Genomic DNA, 24,416 nt, shown 5'->3' with positions numbered 1-24,416 from the left:
TTCTCGCCGCCCGCCAGCTCCGGCGGTGCGGAACCGGGTGGTCAGCGCACCTAAACTGGCCGGGTGACTACCACCGCCGATCGCAACGGATTGCCGAGCAGGGAACTGGCGAAACAGTACGACCCGACGTCGGTAGAGGTCCCGCTGTACCAGCGGTGGATGGCGGCCGGGTACTTCCGCGCCGACGAGCAGAAGGTGCTCAGCGGCGAGAAGCGGCCGTTCTCGATCGTGCTGCCGCCGCCGAACGTCACCGGCACCCTGCACGTCGGCCATGCTCTCGATCACACCCTGATGGACATCCTCGCCCGCTGGCACCGCATGTCGGGGGACGAGGTGCTCTGGCTTCCCGGGATGGACCATGCCGGCATCGCCACCCAGAACGTGGTGGAGCGGCAGCTGGCGGTGGACGGCAAGACCCGGCACGACTTCGGCCGTGAGCTGTTCGTGCAGAAGGTCTGGGACTGGAAGGCCGAATCCGGCGGAGCCATCCTCGGGCAGATGAAGCGGCTGGGCGATTCCGTCGACTGGGACCGCGAGCGGTTCACCCTCGACGAGGGATTGTCGTCCGCGGTGCAGACGATCTTCAAGCGGCTCTTCGACGACGGGCTGATCTACCGCGCCAAGCGGATCATCAACTGGTGCCCCGGATGTCACACCGCGCTCTCGGACATCGAGGTCGAGCACTCCGAGGATGCCGGCGAGCTGGTGTCGATCCGCTACGGCTCACTCGACGACCCGTCGCAGTCGGTCGTCGTCGCCACCACCCGGGTCGAGACGATGCTGGGCGATACCGCCGTGGCCGTGCACCCCGACGACGAGCGTTACCGGCACCTCGTGGGCCGCACCGTGCTGCTGCCCATCCTCGACCGGGAGATCCCGGTGGTCGCCGACACCCACGTCGATCCCAGGTTCGGCACCGGCGCGGTCAAGGTGACCCCCGCACACGACCCCAACGACTTCGAGATCGGTCTGCGGCACGGGCTCGATGCGCCGACCATCCTCGACGAATCGGCCGCGATCATCGGCACCGGAACGCGTTTCGACGGCATGGACCGGCTCGAGGCGCGGGCTGCCGTCAAGGAGGAGCTCCGCGCACAGGGCCGCATCGTCGCGGAGAAGATCCCGTATCTGCACTCGGTCGGGCACTGCTCGCGGTCCGACGACGTCATCGAACCCCGGCTGTCCACCCAGTGGTTCGTCAAGGTGGCGCCGCTGGCGAAGGCCGCCGGTGACGCGGTCCGGGAGGGCCGCACGGTGATCCACCCGCAGGACCTTGCGGCCAGGTACTTCGACTGGGTCGACAACATGCACGACTGGACCATCTCCCGTCAGCTGTGGTGGGGGCACCGGATCCCGGTCTGGTACGGGCCGGACGGCGAAACCCGTTGCGTCGGACCGGATGAGGAGCCGCCCGGCGAGGGCTGGACGCAGGATCCGGACGTGCTGGACACCTGGTTCTCCTCCGGCCTCTGGCCGTTCTCGACGATGGGCTGGCCGAAGGAAACCGACACGCTGCGGGCCTTCTACCCGACCTCTGTCCTGGTCACCGGCTACGACATCCTGTTCTTCTGGGTCGTCAGGATGATGATGTTCGGCCTCTACGCCACCCGGGACGAGCACGGCTCACCGCAGATCCCGTTCCGGACGGTCGCGCTGCACGGCCTGGTGCGTGACCAGTACGGCAAGAAGATGTCGAAGTCCAAAGGCAACACGGTGGACCCGCTGCAGTGGATCGAGGATTACGGAGCGGACGCCGTGCGGTTCACCCTCGCCCGGGGCTCCAATCCGGGTGCGGACCAGGCGATCGCCACCGAGTGGGTCGCCGGGTCGGGCCGGTTCTGCTCGAAGTTGTTCAATGCCACCAATCTCGCGCTCTCCAAGGGTGCCGTCGTGCCCACCGAGCCGCTGGACGAGGCGGCGCTGACGCCGGCGGACCGGTGGATCCTCGACCGGCTCGACGAGGTGATCGTGCAGACCACCGAGCTGCTGGAGGACTTCCAGTTCGGCAAGGCCGCCGAGGGCCTGTACCACTTCGCCTGGGACGAGCTCTGCGACTGGTACCTGGAGCTCGCCAAGGTGCAGATCCCCGCGACCGGCGGCGACCCGTCCCGGATCGCGACCACCCAGCAGGTGCTGGGAACGGTGCTGGACAACCTGTTCCGGCTGCTGCACCCGTTCGTGCCGTTCGTCACCGAGACGCTGTGGACCTCGCTGACCGGCGGGCAGAGTCTGGTCATCGCGAACTGGCCGGTGCCGTCCGGGCGGCAGCGTGATGCCACCGCGGCGAGCTGGGTCGACGACGCGATCACCGCCACCAGCGAGGTCCGCCGGGTGCGGGCGGACCAGAAGATCCCGCCGACCAGACCCGTCCCGTCGCGCCGCTTCGCGACGAACGGCCATCCCGGGCTTGACGAACTGCAATCCGCGGTCCGGTCCCTGACCCGCCTCACCGACCCCGGCGACGGGTACTCCGCGACCATCGACATCCCGGTGAGTCTGTCGACGGGTGTGGTGCAGATCGAGCTCGACACCAGCGGAGTGGTGGACACCGCCGCAGAGATCGCCCGGGTGGGCAAGGATCTCGCCGCGGCGGAGAAGGAGATCGCGGACACCGCCAAGAAGCTGGGCAACCAGCAGTTCGTCGAGAAGGCCAAGCCGGAGGCAGTCACCAAGATCCGGGAACGTGCGGCCAGGGCAGCGGCCGACGTGACAAGGCTGACCGAGCGGCTCGCCGCGCTCCGCGGGCAGGCGATGTGAACGCCGGACCCGGCGATCCGTCCGACGACCGCGACGATCGCGAACAGCCCGCCGACGACGTTCCCGGCGAGATCGGCTGGGACGCAGGCAATCTGGGCCTTCCCGCTGACGACGTCGCAGAACCGGATCCCACCGGTGAGATCGCCGCGGCGACCGCCGATCTCGACGACGACGTCCCGCCCGGCATCAGCACCGTCGTACCGAACTCACCACCGCTGAGCCTGCAGGTGGTGGAGTCACTCCTGGACCGGCGTCGCTCCGAGGTGCAGATCTCGCCCACCCTCGACCGGATCACCGCGCTGCTCGATCTGCTGGGCAACCCGCAGACGTCGTACCCGGTGATCCAGATCGCCGGCACCAACGGCAAGACCTCGACCGCGCGGATGATCGACGGGGTGCTGGAGCGGCTGGGGTTGCGGCCCGGCAGGTTCACCTCGCCGCACCTGCAGTTGGTCACCGAACGGATCGCCATCGACGGCGCGCCGATCAGCGCCGACCGGTACGTCGACTTCTACACCGACATCGCGCCGTACATCGACCTCGTCGACGCCGCTTCCGAACGGGAGGGCGGCCTGCCGTTGTCCAAGTTCGAGATCCTCACCGCGATGGCGTACGCCGCCTTCGGGGACATCCCGGTGGACGCCGCGGTCGTCGAGGTGGGCCTGGGCGGCACCTGGGATTCCACCAACGTCGCAGACGCCAAGGTGGCCGTGATCACCCCGATCGGGATCGATCACACCGAGTACCTGGGCAGCACGCTGACCGAGATCGCCGGCAACAAGGCGGGCATCATCAAGGCGGACTCGGTGGCGGTGGTCGGTCCCCAGGAGCAGGAGGCAATGAACGCCATCCTGCGCCGGACCATCGAGGTGGACGCGTTCGTCGCGCGGTTCGGCAGCGAGTTCGACGTGCTGGAGAGGTCTTTCGCGGTCGGCGGGCAACGGCTGACGCTGCAGGGACTCGGCGGCGTGTACGAGGACATCTTCCTGCCGCTGGCCGGCGCCCACCAGGCGACCAATGCCGCCGTCGCGCTGGCCGCCGTGGAAGCATTTCTCGGCGCCGGGGCGAACCGGCAGCTCGACACCGCCGCCGTGCAGGACGGTTTCGCCGCGGTCGCGTCACCGGGAAGGCTGGAACGGGTCCGCACGTCGCCGACGATCATGGTCGACGCCGCGCACAACCCGCACGGGGCCGCCGCGCTGGCGGCGGCGCTGACCGACGAGTTCTCCTTCTCGCGGCTGGTCGGGGTGCTGGCCGTGATGGCCGACAAGGACGCCAGGGGCATCCTCGAAGCGCTCTCCGGTTCCTTTGACGAGGTGGTCGTCACCCGCAACTCCTCGCCCCGCTCCATGCCGGTGGCCGAGCTGGCCGAACTGGCTGTCGACGTCTTCGGTGAGGAGAAGGTGCATGTCGCCGGCCGGATGGACGAGGCGATCGCCCTGGCCGTCGACCTCGTCGAGGCCGACTCGCTCGACGTCACCGGCACCGGGGTGATCATCACCGGCTCGGTCGTGTCCGCCGGTGACGGCCGCTCGCTCACCGGTCTGGCCCCGGCATGACCGCTGCCGAGGCACCCGGCGACCCGGAACCGTCGGGGACCGGCCCACCAGGGACGGGTGCTCCCCGCCCGTACGACCCGGAACGGGGTCTGCGCGGCATCATGTCGGCAACCCTGATCCTGGAGGCGATCTCGGTACTGCTGTCGATCCCGGTCGCCGCCAACACCGACGGTGGCGTCGGGGCGCTGGGCATCTCGCTGATCTGTCTGCTGGCCCTGGTGCTGGTGCTGGCCTGCGGGGTCGTTTCCAGGCCGTATGCCATCCAGGTGATCCTGGGGCTGCAGGTCCTGGCGATCGCCGGTTGGTTCATCACGCCGTCACTGGGTGGCATCGGCATCGTCTTCAGCATCGCGTGGGCCGTCATCCTCTGGTTCCGCGCGGAATTCCGGCGCCGGCTCGCGGCCGGTACGCTGCCGGGGCCGCCGCAGCCGAGCGGGCCCTGACCGGTTCGGTTGCCGACGTGTTCCGTCGGCGGAGCGGCATCACGTCAGTGCGGGCCGTCATACCCGCCGCGAACAAGGAGTGTCCTGACACATGTCTTCCGGTACCGCTGTCGAACGAACCCTCGTCCTGATCAAGCCGGACGGCGTGCAGCGCGGACTCGTCGGCGAGGTGATCACCCGGATCGAGCGCAAGGGTCTGCGGCTGGCTGCGCTGGAACTGCGCAACGTCGAGTTGACGGTCGCCGAGCAGCACTACGCCGAGCACGAGGGCAAGGGCTTCTACACGAGCCTGCTGGACTTCATCACCGGCGGACCGCTGGTGGCGCTGGTGGTCGAGGGCCCGCGCGCGGTGACGGCGTTCCGTCAGCTGGCCGGCGGCACCGATCCCGTCGAGAAGGCGGCCACCGGCAGCATCCGCGGCGACTTCGGCCTGGAGACCCAGTACAACCTGGTGCACGGCTCGGATTCGCCCGAGTCCGCGGCGCGCGAGATCGGGCTCTGGTTCCCGAACCTGTGATGCCCCCCGAGGACGCCCGGACCGAAGCCCCGACGGACGGTGCGGTGGACGAGCCAGAACCGGCGGTGACCCTGGACCGGGTCGGCCCCGGTGGCACCGTGGCGTCGGACAGTGCGTTCGGGGTGGCACTGGTGAGCCTGTGGCAGCAGCTGGCCGAGAACGGTGCACCGGTCGGCTTCCCGCCGCCGGTGTCCCGCATCGACGTCGCCGGTCGCGCCGCCGCGCTCGTCGAGGATCTGCGCAAGGGCCGGGTCGTCGGGGTGGCGGCGAACCGCAGCCGCCGGTTGATCGGCGTCGGCCTGCTCCGTCCCGGTCGCGGCAGCCGGGAGCACACCGGCCGGATCGAACTGCTGCTGGTCGACGCGGATCGTTCGAGGGCCGGACTGGGGACGCGACTAATGGACGGACTGCTGACGATGGCCGCAGCCCGAGGGCTGGAACGGGTGGACCTGGAGATCCAGGACGACCCGGGTCTGTCCGGGTTCTTCGGCCGCTTCGGCTTCGTCGAATGGGGCCGCCGACCTGGCTGGCTCCGGCTCGGTCCCGGTGACGAACGGGACGAGGTCCTGTTGGGCGCTGTTCTGGGGAGGGCATCCTGATGGCCGCCGGCACCGCGCCGTCCCCGCGTCGGATCGTCGACCTCTCGCATCCCATCACCGACGGCATGGTCACCTATCCGGGCATCCCGGCTCCGGTGCTCGGGACCCACCTGACGTTCGACGAATCGGCCTCGCACTACGCCGCTGGTACCGAGTTCTCCATCGGCACCATCACGATGGCGGCCAATACCGGTACCTACCTGGACACTCCCGCGCACCGCTACCGCGACGGTGAGGACCTGTCGCAAATGGCTCTGGAGCGGATGGTGTACCTCGACGGCGCGCTGGCCAGGCTCGGCGACCGGTCCGCGCCGGACCTCAGGGCCGTCGACGAAGCGGACCTGGCACGAGCACTGGACGGGGTCGACCCGACGGGCCGGGCCGTGCTGATCGAGACCGGCCACAGCAGCCGGTGGGGCACAGCCGGGTACTTCACCGACCATCCCTACCTGACGGACGGTGCCGTCGAGTTCCTGCTCTCCGTGCGCCCGGCGCTGGTCGGCATCGATTCGTTGAACATCGACAGCACGCACACCGGGCGCCGGCCTGCGCACAGCTGGCTGCTGGCCGCCAGGATCCCGATCGTCGAGCACCTGACGGCGCTGGCGCAGCTGCCGGTGACGGGATTCCGGTTCACCGCCGCACCGCCGGCCGTGCAGGGGATGGGGACGTTTCCGGTGCGGGCCTTCGCGCTGGTGGAGTGATCGCTACTGCTGCTGGTGCCGACCTCGGCGGCCGGTGGCCAGGAACGCCCAGCCGACCATCAGGGTGCCGAGGGCCAGGACGCTGAGCCCGATGATGATCGGAACGGTGATGTCCAGGCCGGTGCTGGCCAGCATCATCGGCTGGGTGGGTGTCGGAGTGGGCGAGCCCGAGGGGCCGGTTGCGACGATCTCCTGCTCGCCCGCGGTCGCGGCCGGCGATCCGATGACCGACAGCACCGCGCCGAGGGCGATCAGCAGCGCGGTGGTGAGCCATCGTCGATGAGCGCGGAGCGTTCTCATCGGCCGGTCACCTGCTTCCGTGTCGTCATCACCATTCTGCGATCTTCCGCGAGCGCGCCCCTGTTGCCCCGCCGGTGTCGGCCGGCAGAACAACAGGCGCGTCCCGCCACCACCATGACGTTCCGGTCGCGGTCCGGGTTGCATGGCGGTTGCGCGCCAACCGGGCGGGTTGTCCGGATGACCTCGGGAGGGTCCGGGGCGGCGCCCGCCGGACCGGCTGCGGGGTGTCGTTGCCCGGGCGTACCGTTCGTCCGCGTGACGTCCCATCCGCAGCCGATGATCGTCGCCAGCGACCTGCGCAAGAGTTTCCCGGTGAAGAACGGTGCCGACGTCGAGGCGGTGGCCGGCATCGACATCGAGGTGGCCAGGGGCGAGTCCTTCGGTTTCCTCGGGCCGAACGGGGCCGGCAAGTCCTCCACCATGCGGATGATCGCCTGCGTGTCGCCCCGGACCGGCGGCCGGTTGTCCATCCTCGGCCTCGACCCGGAACTCGATGGTGTGCAGATCCGCGGCCGGCTCGGGGTGGTGCCGCAGCAGGACAATCTCGACGAGGAACTCACCGTGCGGGAGAACCTGATCGTCTACGGGCGGTACTTCGGGATCGGGAAGGCGGAGTGCCGGCGCCGGGCGATCGAACTGTTGGACTTCGCGCAACTGGTCGAGAAGGCCGACGCCAAGGTCGAGACGCTGTCCGGGGGGATGAAGCGGCGGCTGACCATCGCCCGCTCGCTGATCAACGAACCCGAACTGTTGCTGCTGGACGAACCGACCACCGGCCTCGATCCGCAGGCCCGGCATGTGTTGTGGGACAGGCTGTTCCGGCTGAAGCACGACGGCGTCACGCTCGTCGTCACCACCCATTACATGGACGAGGCGGAGCAATTGTGTGGCCGCCTGGTCGTCATGGACGGTGGCCGGATCGTCGCCCACGGCAGCCCGCAGGAGCTCATCGCCGCGCACAGTTCACGCGAGGTGGTCGAACTGCGCTTCCGTCCCGGCAGTCAGGACGCCGCGGAAGAGAAGGTCAACGCGTTGGTGGAGCGGGTGGAGGTCCTGCCGGACCGCCTGTTGCTGTACACCGCCGACGGTGACGCGACGTTGGCGGACGTGCACGCCCGGGGGGTGCGTCCGGTCACCGCGCTGGTCCGCCGATCCACCCTGGAGGACGTGTTCCTCCGGTTGACCGGACGGAGCCTGATCGATTGACTCCCGACGCAACGCCTCCGGCCGGATCGGCCCGGGGTGGCAGTGACCTCGAGCGGACGGCGGCACGGCCCGCGGCGAGGCCCGCCCCGGGGTGGTTCCTGGTGTGGGAGTACCTCGTCAGGTGCTGGCGGGGCTATCTGGTGTCGAGCCTGGCGGAGGCGGTCGGCGTTCCGCTGCTGTACCTGCTGGCGCTCGGCGTCGGGCTCGGGTCACTCGTCGACGCGGGCCCGGGCGCCGAACCCGGGAGCTCGCTCGACGGCGTCCCGTACCTCGATTTCATCGCGCCGGCGTTGCTGGTGGCGGCCGCGGTCCAGGTCGGGATGGGGGAGGCGTCCTACCCGGCCTACGGCAGGTTCAAGTGGAGCCGGGTGTTCTGGGGGATCACCGCGACACCGGTCACCCCGTCGCAGGTCTGTGCCGGCCAGATCCTGTTCATCGCCACCAGGATGGTGGCCGGGTCGACGCTGTACTACCTGGTGCTGCTGGCCTTCGGCGCGGCCGGCGGGGCAGCCGGGGTGCTGATGATCCCGGTCGGTGTGCTGACCGGAATCTCCTGCACGGTGTGGATTCTCGCGCTCGGGGCCTGGATGCGGTCCGAGGGCGGCGCGTTCAACGTGCTGTTCCGGTTCGTGCTGGTCCCGATGACGCTGTTCTCCGGCTCCTTCTTTCCCATCACCGAGATCCCGTTGGCGCTGCGCTGGTTGGCGTGGTTCTCGCCGCTCTGGCACGGCAACGAGCTGGCTCGGGGAGCGGCGCTCGGCGGCCTCGGTCTCTGGCCCGCGCTGGGTCACCTCGCGTACCTGTCCGCCGTGCTGTTCGCCGGGCTGCTGGTCGCCCGCCGCCGCTACCGGATGAGGCTGATCGTGTGAGCGGCACAGTCCGATCCGATCAGGAAGTGCGCGGCCACCGCCGGCCACTACTGCTGCGCATCATCCCGTTCGAGTTGTACGCCGGGCGGGCCGGCGTCGTTCTCGAACGGAACCTGCGGGTGTACCGGCGGGCCTGGATGCTCATCCTGTCCGGGTTCTTCGAGCCGGTGTTCTACCTGCTGGCGCTCGGCCAGGGCTTGGGCGCGCTGGTGGGGACCGTCGACGCCGGCGCCGGGACGGTCAGCTACGCCGCCTACATCGCGCCCGGACTGCTGGCGACGTCGGCGATGAACGGCGCGATCTACGACTCGACGGTGAACGTCTTCGCCAAGATGCGCCACGCGAAGCTGTACGACGCCATGCTGGCGACCTCGCTCGGACCGGTGGATGTCGCACTCGGCGAGATTGCCTGGTCGTTGCTGCGGGGCGGGATCTACTCGACCGGGTTCGTCGTCATCATGCTGGCGTTGGGGCTGATCGGGTCGTGGTGGGCGGTGTTGGCGGTGCCGGCCGCGCTGCTCATCGCTCTGGGCTTCGCGGCGATCGGAATGGCGATCACCTCGTTCATGCGGAGCTGGCAGCAGCTGCAGTGGATCAACACCGCCATCCTGCCGATGTTCCTGTTCTCGACCACGTTCTACCCGCTGAGCGTCTACCCGCCCGCGGTGGCCGCTGTGGTGAAGTGCCTGCCGCTGTATCAGGGGATCGAGTTGATGCGCGGGCTGTGCCTGGGGATCGTGTCCTGGGGGCTGCTCTGGCACGTGCTGTATTTCCTGGTGATGGCGGCTGTCGGAATCCTCATCACCTCGCGCCGGCTGGTCCGGCTGCTGCTGCGCTGATCGCCCGGAACCGCAGGTCATCGCCGCGCCTGGGCTGCCCGCCGCATCGGTGTGGGATACTGCCAGTGGCCCGACACCGCAACCTGCGGCGGCGGGTCCGGGCATGGTGGGTGCGGCGGCCTGTTGCCGGCCCCGGTGGGTGAGACATCGGGCGCGGGCGTACAGCAGCTGCGGACCGATCGGCCCGACAACCACCAGACTTCCCGCGGTCGGCGCCACCGGCGAGGGCCGCGGGCACGAAATGTACGAGATTCCCTGTGCGGACGCGTCCAGTACGCGCCCGGGGAACTCGGAGAGGAACTGTCTCAGTGACGCCCACCCTGGAATCCGCACTGGCGGGTCTGCCCGCAAAGCCGCGTGTGCACGAGCTCTCGAAGCGCATCGGCATCACCAACAAGGAGCTGTTGGCCGCGCTCGCCGAACGCGGCCTGACGATCAGCAGCGCATCGTCATCGGTACCCCTCCCGGTTGCGCAGGAGGTCATCCAGACCCTGCTCGGTGGCGCCGACACCGCAGTCCCCGCGGACAGCGAGCCGGCATCGGCAGCCGAGCCCGATACCGCCGAGTCGGCCGCGGGCGACTCGGTGACGGCCGGATCGAACATCCCCGGAGACTCTCCCAGCAGCGGTGGGCACGCCATCAACCCGCTGTTCCTGCCGCCGGCAGATGCGCCCGCAGCGCCCGCCCGGTCGTCGGACACCGATCAACCCGACCAGGACCGGGCCGAGTTAGAGGCCGACGCCGACGCCCCCACCGGAGGCGGCAGGCGCCGGCGCGGCAGATCCGGCAAGGGCCGCAGGTCGGCCGCCGACCGCGCTGCCGACCAGGAAACGGCCGAGCCGACCGACAGCACAGACGGTGCACCGGCGGATGCGACTCCGGTCGTCGAGACCGACACCGCCGCTCCAACCGAGCAGGACGGCGCCGCGCCGGCCCTGTCCGACGAGTCCGACGACGAATCGTCCGCACGCGGCAGGCGCCGTCGGCGTGGACGCCGTGGGCGTGGCCGGGTCGGCGACTCCGACAACCAGTCGGCGGACGACGGCCCGGACTCCTCTGCCACCGACGCCACGCAGGGCGACGCAGCTCCGGATGCCGACGACGCCGAACTACTGCCCCAGCATGCCGACGCGGCCGGCGGTGAGTCTGCGGAAACCTCGGATGACGCCCCCGACAACTCCGATGGCAACGGCGCCGATAGGGACACCTCCGACAGGAACGACTCTGATAGAGGCGACTCTGATAGGAACGACGCCGACAGCGAGCAGGACAGCGACGACGGTTCGCAGGGCGGTGCCGGCGGCAACCGCCGTCGCCGGCGGCGGCGCCGTCGCACGTCCGGTGACGAGACCCCTCGCGAGGACGATCCGGACAACACGGTGGTGCACGTCAGGGAGCCGCGGCTGTCCCAGGCGGCGACCGGCGGTTCCACCGGCGGCTCGAACACCGGAGCCTCCGACGAGGTGCAGGGCGTCCGTGGGTCGACCCGTCTGGAGGCCAAGCGGCAGCGTCGCCGGGACTCCAGGGACTCCTCGCGTAGGCGCCCGCAGATCCTGACCGAGGCCGAGTTCCTGGCCCGGCGGGAGTCGGTCGAGCGGGTGATGGCGGTGCGCCAGCGCGGCGGTCTCGCGCAGGTCGCGCTGCTCGAGGACGGCATCCTGGTCGAGCATTTCGTCTCGCAGACCGGGTCCGACTCGATGATCGGCAGCGTCTTCCTCGGCAAGGTGCAGAACGTCCTGCCGTCGATGGAGGCGGCCTTCGTCGACATCGGGCGCGGCCGCAACGCCGTCATCTACGCCGGCGAGGTCAATTGGGACGCAGCCGGTCTCAACGGCAAGGCGCGGCGCATCGAGACCGCACTGTCCAGTGGCGACACCATCCTGGCCCAGGTCTCGAAGGACCCGGTGGGCCACAAGGGCGCCCGGCTGACCACCCAGATATCCCTCCCCGGCCGGTTCGTGGTCTACGTCCCCGGGGGCGGTGCGACGGGCATCTCCCGCAAGCTGCCGGACACCGAACGCAAGCGACTGAAGTCGATCATGGACCGGATCGTCCCCGAGGACGCCGGCGTGATCATCCGCACCGCGGCGGAGGGCATCGCCGAGGAGGAGCTGGCCCGGGACGTCGAGCGACTCAAGTCCCAATGGGAGGAGATCTCCCGCCGGGCATCGGAGAAGACCAGCGCCCCGACCCAGCTCTATGCCGAACCGGGGACGCTGATCAAGGTCGTCCGCGACCTGTTCAACTCCGACATCACCAGGCTGGTCGTCGACGGCGACGAGGCGTACGAACCGGTTGCCGACTACGTCAACGCAGTCGCACCCGAACTCGCCGACCGGCTGGTCCGGTACGAGAGCGCCACCCCGGGCGGAGCCGACGTCTTCGCCGCCTACCGGATCGACGAGCAGATCGCCAAGGCGCTGGAGCGCAAGGTGCACCTGCCCTCCGGCGGCTCCCTGGTCATCGACCGCACCGAGGCGATGACGGTCGTCGACGTCAACACCGGCAAGTACACCGGCTCCGGCGGCAACCTCGAGGAGACGGTCACCAAGAACAACCTCGAGGCCGCCGAGGAGATGGTCCGCCAGCTCCGGCTGCGCGACATCGGCGGCATCATCGTCATCGACTTCATCGACATGGTGCTCGAGTCGAACCGGGAACTGGTGCTCCGCAGGCTCACCGAGGCCCTCGGCCGGGACCGCACGCGGCACCAGGTCGCCGAGGTCACGTCGCTGGGCCTGGTCCAGATGACCCGCAAGCGGATGGGCACCGGGCTCGTCGAGGCGTTCTCGGAGCCCTGCCCCCATTGCGGTGGGCGCGGCATCGTGTTGCACGACCTGCCGGTGGTGGCCTCCCCGGCGGAGGAGAACTCGTCCGAGCGCCGCACCGGCAAGGCACGCCGCTCACGCGGCAGGGACAGCGAGCGCGTCGAGGAGATCGTCGTGCCGCGGGTGGTGGAGCAGACCCCGGGTCGTCGGCCGGACCCGCGTGGTCCGAAGCCGCCGTCGTTCGGCAGCACCGAACGGGAACCCGTCGCGGCCATGGGGATCGAAAACGAGATCGACGAGCGTCCGGCCCGGGATTCCGACGGCGGCGGTCGCTCGCGCGGTCGGCGTCGGCGCGGATCGAGCCTGGAACGCGCCGCGGAGGTCAACGCGGCCGGCGACGAGATCGATTGGATCGAGGCCGCGGCACGGGCGGGTATCGCAGCGGCCGACGCCGCCGATTCCGACGACGAGGAGTTCGGTCACGCCGATTCGAGGCCGTCCGGCTACGAGGGGTCGGATGCCGGGTCGGACGGTGCTGCATCGGATGGCGCTGGATCGGACGGTGCCGCATCGGATGGCGCTGGATCGGTTTCGGAGGACCTGGGCACCGAGCCCGACGGTTCGGTTGACGCCGGGTCGGCCGATGGGGACGGCATCGAGATCATCGTCGCGGCGGACGACGTCCAGCCGACCGAGGTCAGCGTGACGATCGAACCCGTCGAGGCTGCTCCGGAAGCGGCAGCGGCCGCGGAGCCGGCCCCCCGGCGGCGCGGTCGGCGAGCGGCCGGGCGTCCCGCGGGTGCACCGGCAGCAGCGTCCGGTCCGGTGGACATCATCGTTCCGGAGGCGCCTGCCGCATCGGCCGCCAGCGGGGCGAACGGCGCCGCGACTGCTGGTTCCGGCTCGGTGGCTGCGGGATCCGAGCAGAGCAGGAACGGCGAGCCGGCCGATGTCGGGTCTGCGGCCGGCACCAACGGCGATCCGATTCAGCCCGCGGCCCCGGCTGCTCCGCCGCGGCGCCGTCGGGCAGCGTCAAGGCCTGCCGGCCCCGCGGCCGGCCCGGCCGGCGACGCGTTGGTCGTCACCCTTCCGGCCGAAACGCCGACGGGGTGAGCCGGTCGATGCGGGTCGGGTTTGCCCCGGCCCGCACCGGCCGCGTACTGTAGGCGGTCAGCACGCTGCTGCGCAGCGGGCTTTGCGATGCCCTGGTTCGCTTGCAGGTTGAGGCGGATCGAAGACCTCTGTGTTCTGCGGGTGGGATTCTCCGAGGGCGTCACCATCACGTTCGCCAGCACACCGGGGTCCGCCCCGGTGCCCCGCGGCGGGCACACCAGAACGAACAGAAGTCCACCGAACCGGGAACACACCGGCATCACAACAGGCAGGAAGGCGCGTCCAGCATGTACGCGATCGTCAAGACCGGCGGCAAGCAGTACAAGGTTGCCGAGGGTGACGTCATCGAGATCGAGAAGCTCGAGGGTGAGCCAGGTGCAGCGGTCACCCTTCCGGCCGTCCTGCTCGTTGATGGCCCTTCGGTCACCGCGACGCTCGACGCCCTCGCCGCGGTCACGGTTTCCGGCGAGGTCGTGGCCCACACCAAGGGCCCGAAGATCGTCATCCACAAGTTCAAGAACAAGACCGGGTACCACAAGCGGCAGGGCCATCGCCAGCCGTTGACCCAGGTCAAGGTCACCGGGATCTCCGTCGGGTCGGCTGCGGCCGCGTCCTCCTGATACACGGCTGAGTCACTTCTCTGTCAGAAAGGCGCCACCACCATGGCACACAAGAAGGGTGCTTCCAGCTCCCGGAACGGCCGCGATTCCAACGCACAGCGGCTGGGCATCAAGCGCTTCGGCGGTCAGACCGTGTCCGCGGGCGAAATCATCGTCCGGCAGCGCGGCACCAAGTTCCATCCGGGTGAGGGAGTCGGCCGCGGCAAGGACGACACCCTGTTCGCCCTCGTCCCCGGCGCCGTCGAGTTCGGCTCCAAGCGCGGACGCAAGACCGTGAACATCGTCGTGGAGGCCGGGTCGCTCGCCGACCAGACTCCCGTGCCGGTCGGGGCCTGACCCCGACGCATTTGTCGACAGTGCTGCGAGGGGCGGGCCCGGCCAACGGGTCCGCCCCTTGCGGCGTCTGACGACCGAAACACCTGCCGCATCGAGCGGCAACTGTCGTTGTCCCACTGACCGGAGCTGTCCGGTCCAGCACCCGAGGAGGTGTCCGTGGCCAGGTTCGTCGACCGCGCCGTCCTACATCTGCAGGCCGGCGATGGCGGCCACGGCTGCGCCTCGGTGCATCGCGAGAAGTTCAAGCCGCTCGGCGGACCCGACGGCGGGGACGGCGGCAACGGCGGTGACGTCACGCTGGTCGTCGACGACAACGTGCACACCCTGCTCGACTTCCATTACCGCCCGCATGCCAAGGCCGGCAACGGTCGCCCCGGTCAGGGCGACGACCGTGACGGCGCTAACGGCGAGGGCCTGGAACTGCGGGTCCCGTCCGGCACGGTCGTGCTGACCGAGGACGGAAGGGTGCTGGCCGACCTGGTCGGTCCCGGCGCCCACTACGTCGCGGCCCGCGGCGGTCGCGGTGGACTGGGCAACGGGGCGCTCGCGTCCCGCGCCCGGAAGGCTCCCGGCTTCGCCCTGCTCGGCGAACCCGGTGAGACGGTCGATGTCGTCCTCGAGCTCAAATCCGTCGCCGATGTCGGGCTGGTGGGCTTCCCCAGCGCCGGCAAGTCCTCGTTGGTGTCGGTGTTGTCGGCGGCCCGGCCGAAGATCGCCGACTACCCGTTCACCACGCTGGAGCCCAACCTCGGCGTGGTCACCGCCGGCTCCGAGGTCTACACCATCGCCGACGTTCCCGGTCTGATTCCCGGCGCGAGCCAGGGCAAGGGGCTGGGTCTGGAGTTCCTGCGGCACATCGAGCGGTGCTCCGTGCTCGTGCATGTCATCGACTGCGCGACGTACGAGGCCGGCCGCGACCCGCTGTCCGACATCGTGGCCCTCGAGCACGAGCTCGCCGAGTACACACCGGCCCTGAGCAGCGACCTCGCGGACCGCCCCAGGCTGGTCGTACTGAACAAGATCGATGTCCCCGAGGCGCGTGATCTCGCCGAATTCGTGCGGCCCGATCTGGAGAACGCGGGCTACCGGGTGTTCGCGATTTCCGCCGTCACGCACGAGGGTCTGCCGGAGCTGCGCTACGCGCTGGCCGAGGTCGTCGCCGCAGACAGGGCCGCCAAGCCGCTGGCTCCGGTGCCGCGGATCGTCGTGCGCCCGGCACCGGTGGACTCCGAGCAGTTCCACGTCGAACCGGACCGTGAGGTCGAGGGTGGTTTCATCGTCACCGGCCCGCGCCCGGAGCGCTGGATCCTGCAGACCGACTTCAACAACGACGAGGCGGTCGGCTACCTCGCCGACCGGCTCGCCAGGCTCGGTGTCGAGGCGCAGCTGGCGGCCCAGGGCGCCCGCCCGGGTGCGCCGGTGACCATCGGCCACGTCACCTTCGACTGGGAACCGACCACACTGGCCGGTGTGGACATGGTGCCGACGGGTCGCGGAACCGATCTTCGGCTCGACCAGCTGGACCGGATCGGTGCGGCGGAGCGGAAGGCGATGCACCGTCTACGCCGTGGGCTCGAGGTCGACGGGCACAGCTACGACTACGAGTCCGAGATTCCCGGCGTCCTCGGCGAGGACGGCGGCAGGTGACCACGGGTTCGGCGGTCGGTGCTGCGGTTGCGGCGACCCCGGACCCCGCGACCCCTGATTCCGGCGGACTCCCCACTGGAACCGCGGCTGCCTTGTCTTCGGCGCGGTTGTCGGTCGGCAGAGCGAAAGTCGTTGTGGTGAAGGTGGGCTCGTCATCGTTGACGACCTCTGCCGGTGGGCTCGATCCGGCCCGGCTGGATGCGCTGGTGGACGCGGTCGCGGGCCGGGTCGCCGCCGGATCGCAGGTCGTGCTGGTGTCCTCCGGTGCCATCGCTGCCGGGCTGGCACCGCTCGGACTGCAGAAGCGCCCGCGCGACCTCGCCACCCAGCAGGCCGCCGCGTCGGTCGGCCAGCAGTTGCTCGCCGAGCGGTACGCAGGCTCCTTCGCCCGGCACCGGCTCACGGTCGGCCAGATCCTGCTCACCAGCGACGATGTCGTGCGGCGCGCGCATTACCGCAACGCCCAGCGCACGTTCGGCAAACTCCTGACCTTCGGGGTGGTCCCGGTGGTCAACGAGAACGACACGGTCGCCACCGCGGAGATCCGCTTCGGCGACAACGACCGGCTCGCCGCACTGGTGGCGCACCTGGTCGGTGCCGGCGCCCTGATCCTGCTCTCCGACATCGACGCGCTGTACACCGGTGATCCTCGGCTCGCCGGGTCCGTGCCCGTCCGCGAGGTGCCGGACGCGGAGGCGCTGTCCGGTATCGGGATCGGCGCACCGGGCAACGACGTCGGCACCGGCGGCATGGAATCCAAGCTGACCTCCGCGCTGACCGCGACCGGTGCGGGAATACCCGTTCTGCTCGCGTCCGCGGCCGATGCCGTTGCCGCCCTGCGGATGTCGGATCCATCGGAGGACACCGACGGTCCAACGGTCGGTACGGCGTTCGCACCGGCCACCCGGCGGACCAGCGCCCGGTTGTTCTGGCTGCGGCACGCCGCCAGCGCGTCCGGCTCGATCAGTCTCGACCCTGGGGCGGTGGCGGCGGTGCTGCGTCGCCGGAAGTCGCTGCTGCCCGCCGGGATCACCGCGTGCACCGGCGACTTCGAGTCCGGCGACGTCGTCGACCTTCTGGGTCCCGACGGGCAGCTGGTGGCTCGGGGCTTCGTCGGCCATGACGCCGGCGAGATGCCGAGCATCATGGGCCGGTCGCTGTCCGAACTGGCTCCGGAATTGCGGCATCCGGTTGTCCACGCCGACGACCTGATCGCGGTGACGCCCGCATCTGTGACCGCCAGCGACGATCGACAGTTTCACCGCGGTGGTCCGCGGACCGAAGAAGGAGCACGGATATGACCACTCTCGACCGCACCGCGACCACCTCGGCGGCGTCCGGCCCTGGTTCGGCCGCGGCTCTCCCCGGTACGGCAGCGCCCGTCGCCGGCGATGCGGAGACCCCCGCGGGCGCGGCGACCCGCGAGGAAGTGCTGGCGTCGGCGCGGGCGTCTCAGGTTGCGGCCGCGGAGTTGGCCCTGCTGCCGCGCTCGGTCAAGGATCTTGCGCTGCAGTCGATGGCCGATGCGCTGCTGGATCGTCGTTCGGAGATCCTCGCCGCGAACGAGCTCGATGTGCAGGCAGCGATCGACGGCGGTACAGCGGAGTCGTTGGTCGACCGGTTGCGGCTCACCCCGTCGAGGGTGGACGCGATGGCGGCGGGGCTGCGCGAGCTCGCCGGACTTCCCGACCCGATCGGCACCGTGGTTCGTGGGTCGGTGCTGCCCAACGGACTGCACCTGACCCAGGTTCGGGTCCCACTCGGTGTGGTGGCGATCATCTACGAGGCGCGGCCGAACGTCACCGTCGATGCCGCCGGTATCGCGGTCAAGGCCGGCAACGCCGCGCTGTTGCGGGGTTCTACGTCCGCTCACCGCTCGAACTGGGTGCTCGTCGACATCCTCGCGGAGGCCGCGGTCGGCGCCGGGCTGCCGGCCGACGCGGTGCAGCTGGTGCCGGGAACGGACCGGGAGTCGGTGCGCCATCTGATGACCGCTCGCGGACTCGTCGACGTGATCATTCCGCGTGGCGGCGCGGGCCTGATCCAGGCGGTGGTGAACGGCTCGACGGTTCCCGTGATCGAGACGGGCGTCGGTAATTGCCACGTCTATGTCGATGCGACCGCAGACGAGGCGATGGCGCTGGAGATCCTCGTCAACTCGAAGGCCCGCCGGCCATCTGTCTGCAACGCCGCCGAGACCCTGCTGGTGCACGCTGATGTCGCGCAGACTTTTGTGCCGGCCGCGGTGGCCGCGTTGCGCGAGGCCGGTGTCACGCTGCATGCCGACGACGCGGTTCGCGCTCTGGTCGGTGACGTGCCGGGGGTCGTCCAGGCCACCGAATCCGATTACGACACCGAGTACCTCTCGCTCGACATCGCGGTTGCCGTCGTGCCGAGCATCGACGCGGCGATCGCCCACATCTCGGCGCACGGCACCGGCCACACCGAAGCGATCGTCACCTCGTCGCTGTCCGCCGCCGACGCGTTCGTGGCGAGGGTGGATGCTGCCGCGGTGATGGTGAACGCCTCCACCGCCTTCACGGACGGCGGTGAGTTCGGATTCGGCGCTGAGATCGGGATCTCGACGCAGAAACTGCATGCCCGTGGGCCGATGGGTCTGGCCGAATTGACCAGCACCAAGTACGTGGTGACCGGCAACGGCCAGATCCGGAGTTCGTCGTGATCGCTGCAGTCGCGTTCCGGTTGCTCGGGCTCCGGTTGCTCGGGCTCCGGTTGCCGTCGCCGGCCGCGGGTCTTGCGTGACGGGCGCCCGCGGCGCGGACGCCAGTAGCGTGGGTGCGGCTGCTGCACGCCGGATCGGTGTGATGGGTGGCACTTTCGACCCGATTCATCACGGCCACCTCGTTGCCGCCTCGGAGGTGGCCGACCAGTTCGCGCTGGACGAGGTGATCTTCGTACCCACCGGCCAGCCGTGGCAGAAGAGCAGCGTCAGCCCGGCGGAAGACCGGTATCTGATGACGGTGATCGCGACGGCCGCCAACCCCCGCTTCACCGTGTCCCGGGTCGATATCGACCGGCCGGGACCGACGTACACCAAGGACACGTTGACCGATCTGCGCGCCGCCGAACCCAGCGCCGAGTGGTACTTCATCACCGGTGCGGATGCGTTGTCCGCCATCATGTCCTGGCGCAACGTGGACGAGTTGTTCGACCTGGCGCATTTCATCGGCGTGACCCGGCCCGGCTACAACCTGCACGACCTGCCGCTGCCGGCGGGCGCGGCAACGCTGATCGAGGTTCCGGCCCTTGCGATTTCCTCGACGGACTGCCGGGTGCGGGTCAGGAGTGGGGCGCCGGTCTGGTACCTCGTTCCCGACGGTGTCGTGCAGTACATCGCCAAACACCGGCTGTATGCGGTGGACGTGTGACAGCGCACCGGCCGCCGCCCCCGCAGTACGCGGTCAAACGGCACCGGCGCCGGTGAACAGGCTCCACCGCAGTGAATGCACTTTCCAAGAGTCACACCGAATTCAGCAGTCAGAACAAGATTTCGATGCAGGGAGAGATATGACCGCAACACAAGAAGCCGTCGAACTGGCACAGGTGGCGGCCCAGGCCGCCGCGGACAAGCTGGCGAAGGACATCCTGCTGGTCGACGTGTCGGACCGGCTCGCGATCACGGATGTCTTCGTGATCGTCACCGGTGCCAACGAACGGCAGGTGAGCTCGATCGTCGACGCCGTCGAGGAGAAGATGCGGGCCGCCGGATCCCGGCCGCCGCGCCGCGAGGGCGAACGCGACGGTCGCTGGGTGCTGCTCGACTTCGTCGACGTCGTCGTGCACGTCCAGCACGCCGAGGAGCGGGTGTTCTACGCCCTCGACCGGCTGTGGAAGGACTGCCCGACACTGCCGTTCGTGGACGCCGCGCTCGAGGGAGCACCCGACCAGGCGACGACAGACCCCGACACCACCTCCGACGCCGACACGGACACCAGCGCCGGGGCGGGTGTCGAGGACACTGGCGCCGCGGACGCGCGGCCCGGCGTCATCGCTTCGCCGTGACGCTCGAGCACCTGATCCTGCTTCGTCATGGTGAGACGGACTGGAACCGGAACCAGCGACTGCAGGGTCACCGTGACATCCCGCTGAACGCCGCGGGGCACCACCAGGCCATCGGCGCCGCTCCGTCGATCGTCGCGCTGCGCCCATCCGTCATCGTGTCGTCCGACCTCGGTCGCGCGCGGGAAACGGCCTCTGCCGTATCGGTTCTCACCGGCATCGAGCCGACCGTCGACGCCCGGCTGCGCGAGACCTCCATGGGGCTCTGGGAGGGACTGACCCGGGACGAGGTCGTCGCGCAGTGGCCGGGGGAGTGGGATCGGTGGCGGACGACCTCGGCTCATGCCTCCCCACCGGGGGGCGAGTCGCGGTGGCAGGTCGCACAGCGCGCGAAGGAGGTCGTCGACGGGCTCGACAGCGGGACGGCGAGCCGGGCGTTGCTCGTCTCGCACGGTGGCCTGATCGTCGGGCTGACCGGATGCCTGCTGTCGCTGCCCGAGGACAGCTGGGGAACGCTGATCGGCGTCGGCAACTGCCACTGGGTGGTGCTGCACCGGTACGCCGGCGCATGGCGCCTGCACTCCTACAACGCGGGCCTCGGCGGGCTCGTCCTGCCGAAGGGCGAGGACCAGGTCGCCGGCACGTAGCCGACCAGTACACGGCCGTTTGAGGGACGAAGCAGGCAAAGACCGCTCGGAGTGCGACGGGCCGCCTTCGCAGGCTGGGGCGACTCCTTCATGGCACTTTCGGCACTTTCGCAGTCTGATTCTCGAATTGAGCCAGCAGGTCGAGGAGCGGCCGCATCATGGCTTCGCCTTCGAGCACAGCGGGCGCCTGGTGGCCGTACCACAGATCGATCCGAGCGGCGAGCTCCTCATCGGTCGCGTTGGTCAGCCAGCGCATCGATGCCGGCACCGCGTCGGCCCCGGCAGCGGCTTCCAACGAATGCAGGTACTGCTGCTGCATGCGGAAAGCCTGGAACTCTCCTTGGAAACTCGCCGAACTGCCGAAGACCGCGAGTTCCTGGAAATGATGGCTGGTCTCGTGGACCGCCCAGGAGCCAAAGGCCTCCGCGTTCATCCCTTCCTTGACGAACAGTCGCCCGGAAGTGGGGTCGTACCACGCCCTCAAGAGCGGGTCATTGACCTGATGCACGAATTCCTCGCCCATGTACTGCCGCACCGCCGATTCGTTCAGCGGATGCACACGACCTGCGCCGGCCATTCGATCGAATGTTTTCGCGTAGCCGACCTCGGCGTGCTTGGTCAGCAATTTCGTGACCTGGTTGAGGTCGGCGTGATTGTAGGTGTTCTCGATGGCGAGCAGGGTGTTGAGCACGCCTTCGTCGTGGCCCGCCATGCGACCGGCGGCGGCCGCCAAGCGGTTGGCATCTTCGAGCGGCAGCACCCTTCGGGCGGCCGTCGCGAAAGGAACCAGATCTCCGCCTTCGGCCAGTAGTTTCGCCGGGGCGCGGAGGGCGGTGATCGCCCGCCGGAGATCGGCGGCGCCGGCGACCAGGCCGACGAGATTGAGCATGATGGGCATGATTTCCGGGTCGTTGATCGAAATGTCGGCCAGCTCCGGATCGAGGGCGACGTTGTTGGCGGCCGTCTCGACGCCGTACTCCTTCACGCTCTTCGCGACCTCGTAGCCGCTGATGCCCATCGAGACCGCGGCGGCGATCAGTGCGGTCCCTCCGGTGGCCAGAGTGGCGACAACTCCGGCGACGACCCCGAGGGCGATGAACGCCTTGTGCAACAACCCTTCGTCGCTGCCCGTGGCGGCGTGCCGCTGCACCACCTGCATGAGCGGGGACTCGGGCGGGATGCCAAGATCTTGCAGGGTGAGATCGACGATGCCGCGCAGGTTCCACACCTTGAGCTCGTCATCAGCGATCGAACGCCGGGTGTCGGCGATGTTGGCCAGCAGTCTGCCGATTTCCGATCCGGTCGCGCGGGCGACCTCGTCGTCGGAGGCGGCCGTCAGCGCAGTCAGGTCCAGTCCCGGCCGGTACAAAATGGGGAACTGCAGCCGGATGGCGTCGCGCTCGGTGTTCAATTGTGCCAACTGCTCGTTGCTTGCGGAAAGATCGGGCAATTCGGGCGCCGTGGTGGCGTAGGAACCGGCACCGGCACCCGAGTTCTCGCCGCCTTCCACCGAGGTTGGCACCGTCGCGTCCCGGGCGGCCCGGTTGGCTGCTTGTTGCGCAGCCTGGATCTTTACGATTTCCCGATCGATCACCAGCACGCGGTGTGCGCCCCGGCGCAACCCACCGATGTCCTGGGGCTTGGTGGCGAAGTCGGCGGGATTGGCATTGGCCCCGGCTCCCACCCCGGGAATTCCGAGGCCGTACCGGTTCGCTTCATTGGTGGCCACTTCGGCGTTTTCCGACAACTGCTGAAAGGCGATCAACTTGGCCCGACGCACGAACAATTCCGGGAACTCTTTGGTCAGCGTCGACACCAAACCGGCCTCATCCTGGGCCCCGGCCCCTCGAACGATGGTGTCGATCAGCTCTTGCGTCCTGGTGATCTCGGCTTCGTCGTATGCGACCTGCTGCTGGAACGGGGCGAGTTCTGTATCCAGCGCGGCCATCTGGTCGTCAGGCAAACGAGCGGCCGGCATCCGGCCCGACATTTGCGATTGTTGGTAGGTGATGTCGTCCCGTAGTACCTCCCGGCGTTTGATGAGTTCCAGCACCGGCGCTCCCGGAGTGGTCCGCTTCAAGGTCTCGAGGTCGGAGCTTTCCATCTTGGGGATCCGGCTCAAGGTCGCGCGGGCCGCCAGGACCTTGGCTTGGGTCGCAGGTGGCATCACCGCCGCAGTGGCCGGATCAACGGGCTTGACCGGGTCGAGCGTGACCTCGTCGGGTCGCTCGTTGACCGAAATCAGGTCCTGGTTCGCGGATTTCGCGATCGCCGCGCCGAGCGGGTCGTACAGCGGCGGCGGCGCGACGTGACCGGACAGCACGCCGGTGACGCCCTTGTTTCCCACCTTCCGCTGCAGGTGGACGACGAGATCGTATGCGCTCGGTGGGGCCGGCGCGCCGTGGACCTGCTCGGCCGGGTCCGCCCGGTCCTGGTGGCCGGAGCGGGATGGCCGGCGGTGAATTGGAGGCGACTTGCGCCCCGGAACGGTCACCGGTATCGGTCTCGCAAGCCGGGCAGACCGGTGGTCAACACCGTGGTCTGCACGACAATCGGTCGGTCCAGCCGGCGCGTTGCGGTCCAGCGGTCGACCGCCACCGTGACGTTGCCGTCGTCGTCCTCGGTTTCGAGCCGGAAGCTGTCGAACTCGATTCGCTCTTGGCCATCGGGCAGGGTGGAGCGGACCGGTGGACGGCATCCCATCCGCGCGAGGTCCACCGGGTCGACGATGCCGCCGACGGCAGACCGCTCGGTCACGACAATGTCGAACGGGCCGCGCCGCATGTAGCGGGCGATGATCTCGGCCAACAAGCCTGCGCTCTGCGGCCACAGCACGGTCAGCAGCTGCTGGAAATCCAGTTGGTCTCCGAGGTCGAGGACGACATCTTCACGTTCGCTGAGCACCGCGGCCCCACGGAATCGTTCCCGGCCCGGCCCAGATGGCCCCCATCGGACGTCGAACAGGCGAACCGAATCCGGCAGCGGCGCGGTTCGCGGGCTGAACGGACGCAACACGGCACCGGTCGGCAGCATCAACCGCCCGGTCAAGAGTCGGGCGGCCTCGTCCGTGACCATCGGGCCCGCCCGACCGCGCATGCCTCCACGATAGGAACCGGCGGACGTGCTGTCACTGGGCCTTCGGGCACCGTCGCTGGCCCCTTCGGGCAGATCCGCCGATGCTCTTCCGATGCGCGTTGGCGGCCCGGCCTGCCCACTCACCCCACAGGTTGTCCCCATACACGTGATCAGTCCACATCGGACGGTGGTCAGCGAGTCGCGTCGTCGAGGCCCCATAGCTTCCATGACGTGCGCCCCCGCCCTGATCCGCTGAGCCGTCTTGCTGCCCTGCGCCGACTACCGGAATCGAGTACGGCACCAGAAGCCGCGGCTGCGCCTGAGCTTTCGGTCTTCACTGAACCGGCGGTAGGAGTCACCTTCGCCGGTGTGGCGGAGCCCGACGTGGAGTCGCCGG

21 protein-coding genes are annotated in these 24,416 nt (G+C 69.4%); 18 read left to right on the top strand and 3 right to left on the bottom strand.

The annotated features are described in order from the left end of the window. Positions 1-63: 63 nt before the first annotated feature. The 6 genes from ACVBEQ_RS16675 (at position 64) to ACVBEQ_RS16650 (ending at position 6,579) form a co-directional block, all read left to right on the top strand. Entirely contained in the window at positions 64-2,757 is a 2,694-nt protein-coding gene (locus ACVBEQ_RS16675; protein ID WP_447154428.1) for a valine--tRNA ligase, read from the top strand. Then, the gene (locus ACVBEQ_RS16670) at positions 2,754-4,316 is read left to right on the top strand and encodes a bifunctional folylpolyglutamate synthase/dihydrofolate synthase (protein ID WP_447154427.1); all 1,563 of its coding nucleotides are present in this window, start codon (positions 2,754-2,756) and stop codon (positions 4,314-4,316) included. The genes ACVBEQ_RS16675 and ACVBEQ_RS16670 overlap by 4 nt, the downstream gene beginning before the upstream one ends. Further along, positions 4,313-4,759: a DUF4233 domain-containing protein gene (locus ACVBEQ_RS16665; RefSeq protein ID WP_447154426.1), complete on the top strand. Its 447-nt coding sequence runs from the start codon at positions 4,313-4,315 to the stop codon at positions 4,757-4,759. The genes ACVBEQ_RS16670 and ACVBEQ_RS16665 overlap by 4 nt, the downstream gene beginning before the upstream one ends. 91 nt (positions 4,760-4,850) lie before the next feature. After that, a complete protein-coding gene (gene ndk, locus ACVBEQ_RS16660) occupies positions 4,851-5,276 on the top strand; it encodes a nucleoside-diphosphate kinase (protein WP_447154425.1) in 426 nt (141 codons plus the stop codon). Between the two features lie 44 nt (positions 5,277-5,320). After that, positions 5,321-5,875, top strand: coding sequence for a GNAT family N-acetyltransferase (locus ACVBEQ_RS16655; RefSeq protein WP_447154424.1), 555 nt, complete (start codon positions 5,321-5,323; stop codon positions 5,873-5,875). Then, a complete protein-coding gene (locus ACVBEQ_RS16650; RefSeq protein WP_447154423.1) occupies positions 5,875-6,579 on the top strand; it encodes a cyclase family protein in 705 nt (234 codons plus the stop codon). Before ACVBEQ_RS16655 ends, ACVBEQ_RS16650 begins: the two co-directional genes overlap by 1 nt. Positions 6,580-6,582: 3 nt before the next feature. Here ACVBEQ_RS16650 and ACVBEQ_RS16645 read toward each other — a convergent pair whose 3' ends face one another. Next, positions 6,583-6,879, bottom strand: coding sequence for a hypothetical protein (locus tag ACVBEQ_RS16645; protein WP_447154422.1), 297 nt, complete (start codon positions 6,877-6,879; stop codon positions 6,583-6,585). Between the two features lie 276 nt (positions 6,880-7,155). Between ACVBEQ_RS16645 and ACVBEQ_RS16640 the strand changes: the two genes are divergently transcribed. From ACVBEQ_RS16640 to ACVBEQ_RS16585, 12 genes are all read left to right on the top strand, one after another. Continuing rightward, positions 7,156-8,085 (top strand): ABC transporter ATP-binding protein, encoded by a 930-nt coding sequence (locus ACVBEQ_RS16640; RefSeq protein WP_447154493.1) that lies wholly within the window; start codon positions 7,156-7,158, stop codon positions 8,083-8,085. Further along, the gene (locus tag ACVBEQ_RS16635; RefSeq protein ID WP_447154421.1) at positions 8,082-8,954 is read left to right on the top strand and encodes an ABC transporter permease; all 873 of its coding nucleotides are present in this window, start codon (positions 8,082-8,084) and stop codon (positions 8,952-8,954) included. The genes ACVBEQ_RS16640 and ACVBEQ_RS16635 overlap by 4 nt, the downstream gene beginning before the upstream one ends. After that, entirely contained in the window at positions 8,951-9,793 is an 843-nt protein-coding gene (locus ACVBEQ_RS16630; RefSeq protein WP_447154420.1) for an ABC transporter permease, read from the top strand. The genes ACVBEQ_RS16635 and ACVBEQ_RS16630 overlap by 4 nt, the downstream gene beginning before the upstream one ends. Before the next feature lie 308 nt (positions 9,794-10,101). Continuing rightward, positions 10,102-13,674: an Rne/Rng family ribonuclease gene (locus ACVBEQ_RS16625; RefSeq protein WP_447154419.1), complete on the top strand. Its 3,573-nt coding sequence runs from the start codon at positions 10,102-10,104 to the stop codon at positions 13,672-13,674. Positions 13,675-13,961: 287 nt separating this feature from the next. Next, the gene (gene rplU, locus ACVBEQ_RS16620; protein WP_447154418.1) at positions 13,962-14,294 is read left to right on the top strand and encodes a 50S ribosomal protein L21; all 333 of its coding nucleotides are present in this window, start codon (positions 13,962-13,964) and stop codon (positions 14,292-14,294) included. A gap of 42 nt (positions 14,295-14,336) precedes the next feature. Next, positions 14,337-14,630 (top strand): 50S ribosomal protein L27, encoded by a 294-nt coding sequence (gene rpmA, locus ACVBEQ_RS16615; protein ID WP_447154417.1) that lies wholly within the window; start codon positions 14,337-14,339, stop codon positions 14,628-14,630. 156 nt (positions 14,631-14,786) lie between these two features. Then, a complete protein-coding gene (gene obgE, locus ACVBEQ_RS16610) occupies positions 14,787-16,277 on the top strand; it encodes a GTPase ObgE (RefSeq protein ID WP_447154416.1) in 1,491 nt (496 codons plus the stop codon). A gap of 92 nt (positions 16,278-16,369) precedes the next feature. After that, positions 16,370-17,578: a glutamate 5-kinase gene (gene proB, locus ACVBEQ_RS16605; RefSeq protein WP_447154492.1), complete on the top strand. Its 1,209-nt coding sequence runs from the start codon at positions 16,370-16,372 to the stop codon at positions 17,576-17,578. After that, a complete protein-coding gene (locus ACVBEQ_RS16600) occupies positions 17,575-18,960 on the top strand; it encodes a glutamate-5-semialdehyde dehydrogenase (protein WP_447154415.1) in 1,386 nt (461 codons plus the stop codon). Before proB ends, ACVBEQ_RS16600 begins: the two co-directional genes overlap by 4 nt. A gap of 142 nt (positions 18,961-19,102) precedes the next feature. Then, positions 19,103-19,666, top strand: coding sequence for a nicotinate-nucleotide adenylyltransferase (gene nadD, locus ACVBEQ_RS16595; protein ID WP_447154414.1), 564 nt, complete (start codon positions 19,103-19,105; stop codon positions 19,664-19,666). 139 nt (positions 19,667-19,805) lie between these two features. Further along, positions 19,806-20,300 (top strand): ribosome silencing factor, encoded by a 495-nt coding sequence (gene rsfS, locus ACVBEQ_RS16590; protein ID WP_447154413.1) that lies wholly within the window; start codon positions 19,806-19,808, stop codon positions 20,298-20,300. Then, positions 20,297-20,944: a histidine phosphatase family protein gene (locus ACVBEQ_RS16585; RefSeq protein WP_447154412.1), complete on the top strand. Its 648-nt coding sequence runs from the start codon at positions 20,297-20,299 to the stop codon at positions 20,942-20,944. The genes rsfS and ACVBEQ_RS16585 overlap by 4 nt, the downstream gene beginning before the upstream one ends. A gap of 88 nt (positions 20,945-21,032) precedes the next feature. Here ACVBEQ_RS16585 and ACVBEQ_RS16580 read toward each other — a convergent pair whose 3' ends face one another. Together ACVBEQ_RS16580 and ACVBEQ_RS16575 are read right to left on the bottom strand one after the other, a co-directional pair. Then, positions 21,033-23,291, bottom strand: a complete 2,259-nt coding sequence (locus ACVBEQ_RS16580) for a hypothetical protein (protein WP_447154411.1) — start codon at positions 23,289-23,291, stop codon at positions 21,033-21,035. 143 nt (positions 23,292-23,434) lie between these two features. Then, positions 23,435-24,040 (bottom strand): hypothetical protein, encoded by a 606-nt coding sequence (locus tag ACVBEQ_RS16575; RefSeq protein WP_447154410.1) that lies wholly within the window; start codon positions 24,038-24,040, stop codon positions 23,435-23,437. Positions 24,041-24,416 lie beyond the last annotated feature (376 nt).

Source organism: Nakamurella sp. GG22, assembly GCF_052976845.2.
This window is presented reverse-complemented; position numbering and strand designations above follow the sequence as displayed.

Bases quoted from the DNA above. Each gene is read 5' to 3' on its own strand.
- ACVBEQ_RS16665 (WP_447154426.1), top strand. From the start codon at position 4,313: ATGACCGCTGCCGAGGCACCCGGCGACCCGGAACCGTCGGGGACCGGC.
- ndk (WP_447154425.1), top strand. From the start codon at position 4,851: ATGTCTTCCGGTACCGCTGTCGAACGAACCCTCGTCCTGATCAAGCCG.
- ACVBEQ_RS16650 (WP_447154423.1), top strand. From the start codon at position 5,875: ATGGCCGCCGGCACCGCGCCGTCCCCGCGTCGGATCGTCGACCTCTCG.
- ACVBEQ_RS16645 (WP_447154422.1), bottom strand. From the start codon at position 6,879: ATGAGAACGCTCCGCGCTCATCGACGATGGCTCACCACCGCGCTGCTG.
- ACVBEQ_RS16640 (WP_447154493.1), top strand. From the start codon at position 7,156: ATGATCGTCGCCAGCGACCTGCGCAAGAGTTTCCCGGTGAAGAACGGT.
- rplU (WP_447154418.1), top strand. From the start codon at position 13,962: ATGTACGCGATCGTCAAGACCGGCGGCAAGCAGTACAAGGTTGCCGAG.
- rpmA (WP_447154417.1), top strand. From the start codon at position 14,337: ATGGCACACAAGAAGGGTGCTTCCAGCTCCCGGAACGGCCGCGATTCC.
- ACVBEQ_RS16600 (WP_447154415.1), top strand. From the start codon at position 17,575: ATGACCACTCTCGACCGCACCGCGACCACCTCGGCGGCGTCCGGCCCT.
- nadD (WP_447154414.1), top strand. From the start codon at position 19,103: ATGGGTGGCACTTTCGACCCGATTCATCACGGCCACCTCGTTGCCGCC.
- rsfS (WP_447154413.1), top strand. From the start codon at position 19,806: ATGACCGCAACACAAGAAGCCGTCGAACTGGCACAGGTGGCGGCCCAG.
- ACVBEQ_RS16575 (WP_447154410.1), bottom strand. From the start codon at position 24,040: ATGCGCGGTCGGGCGGGCCCGATGGTCACGGACGAGGCCGCCCGACTC.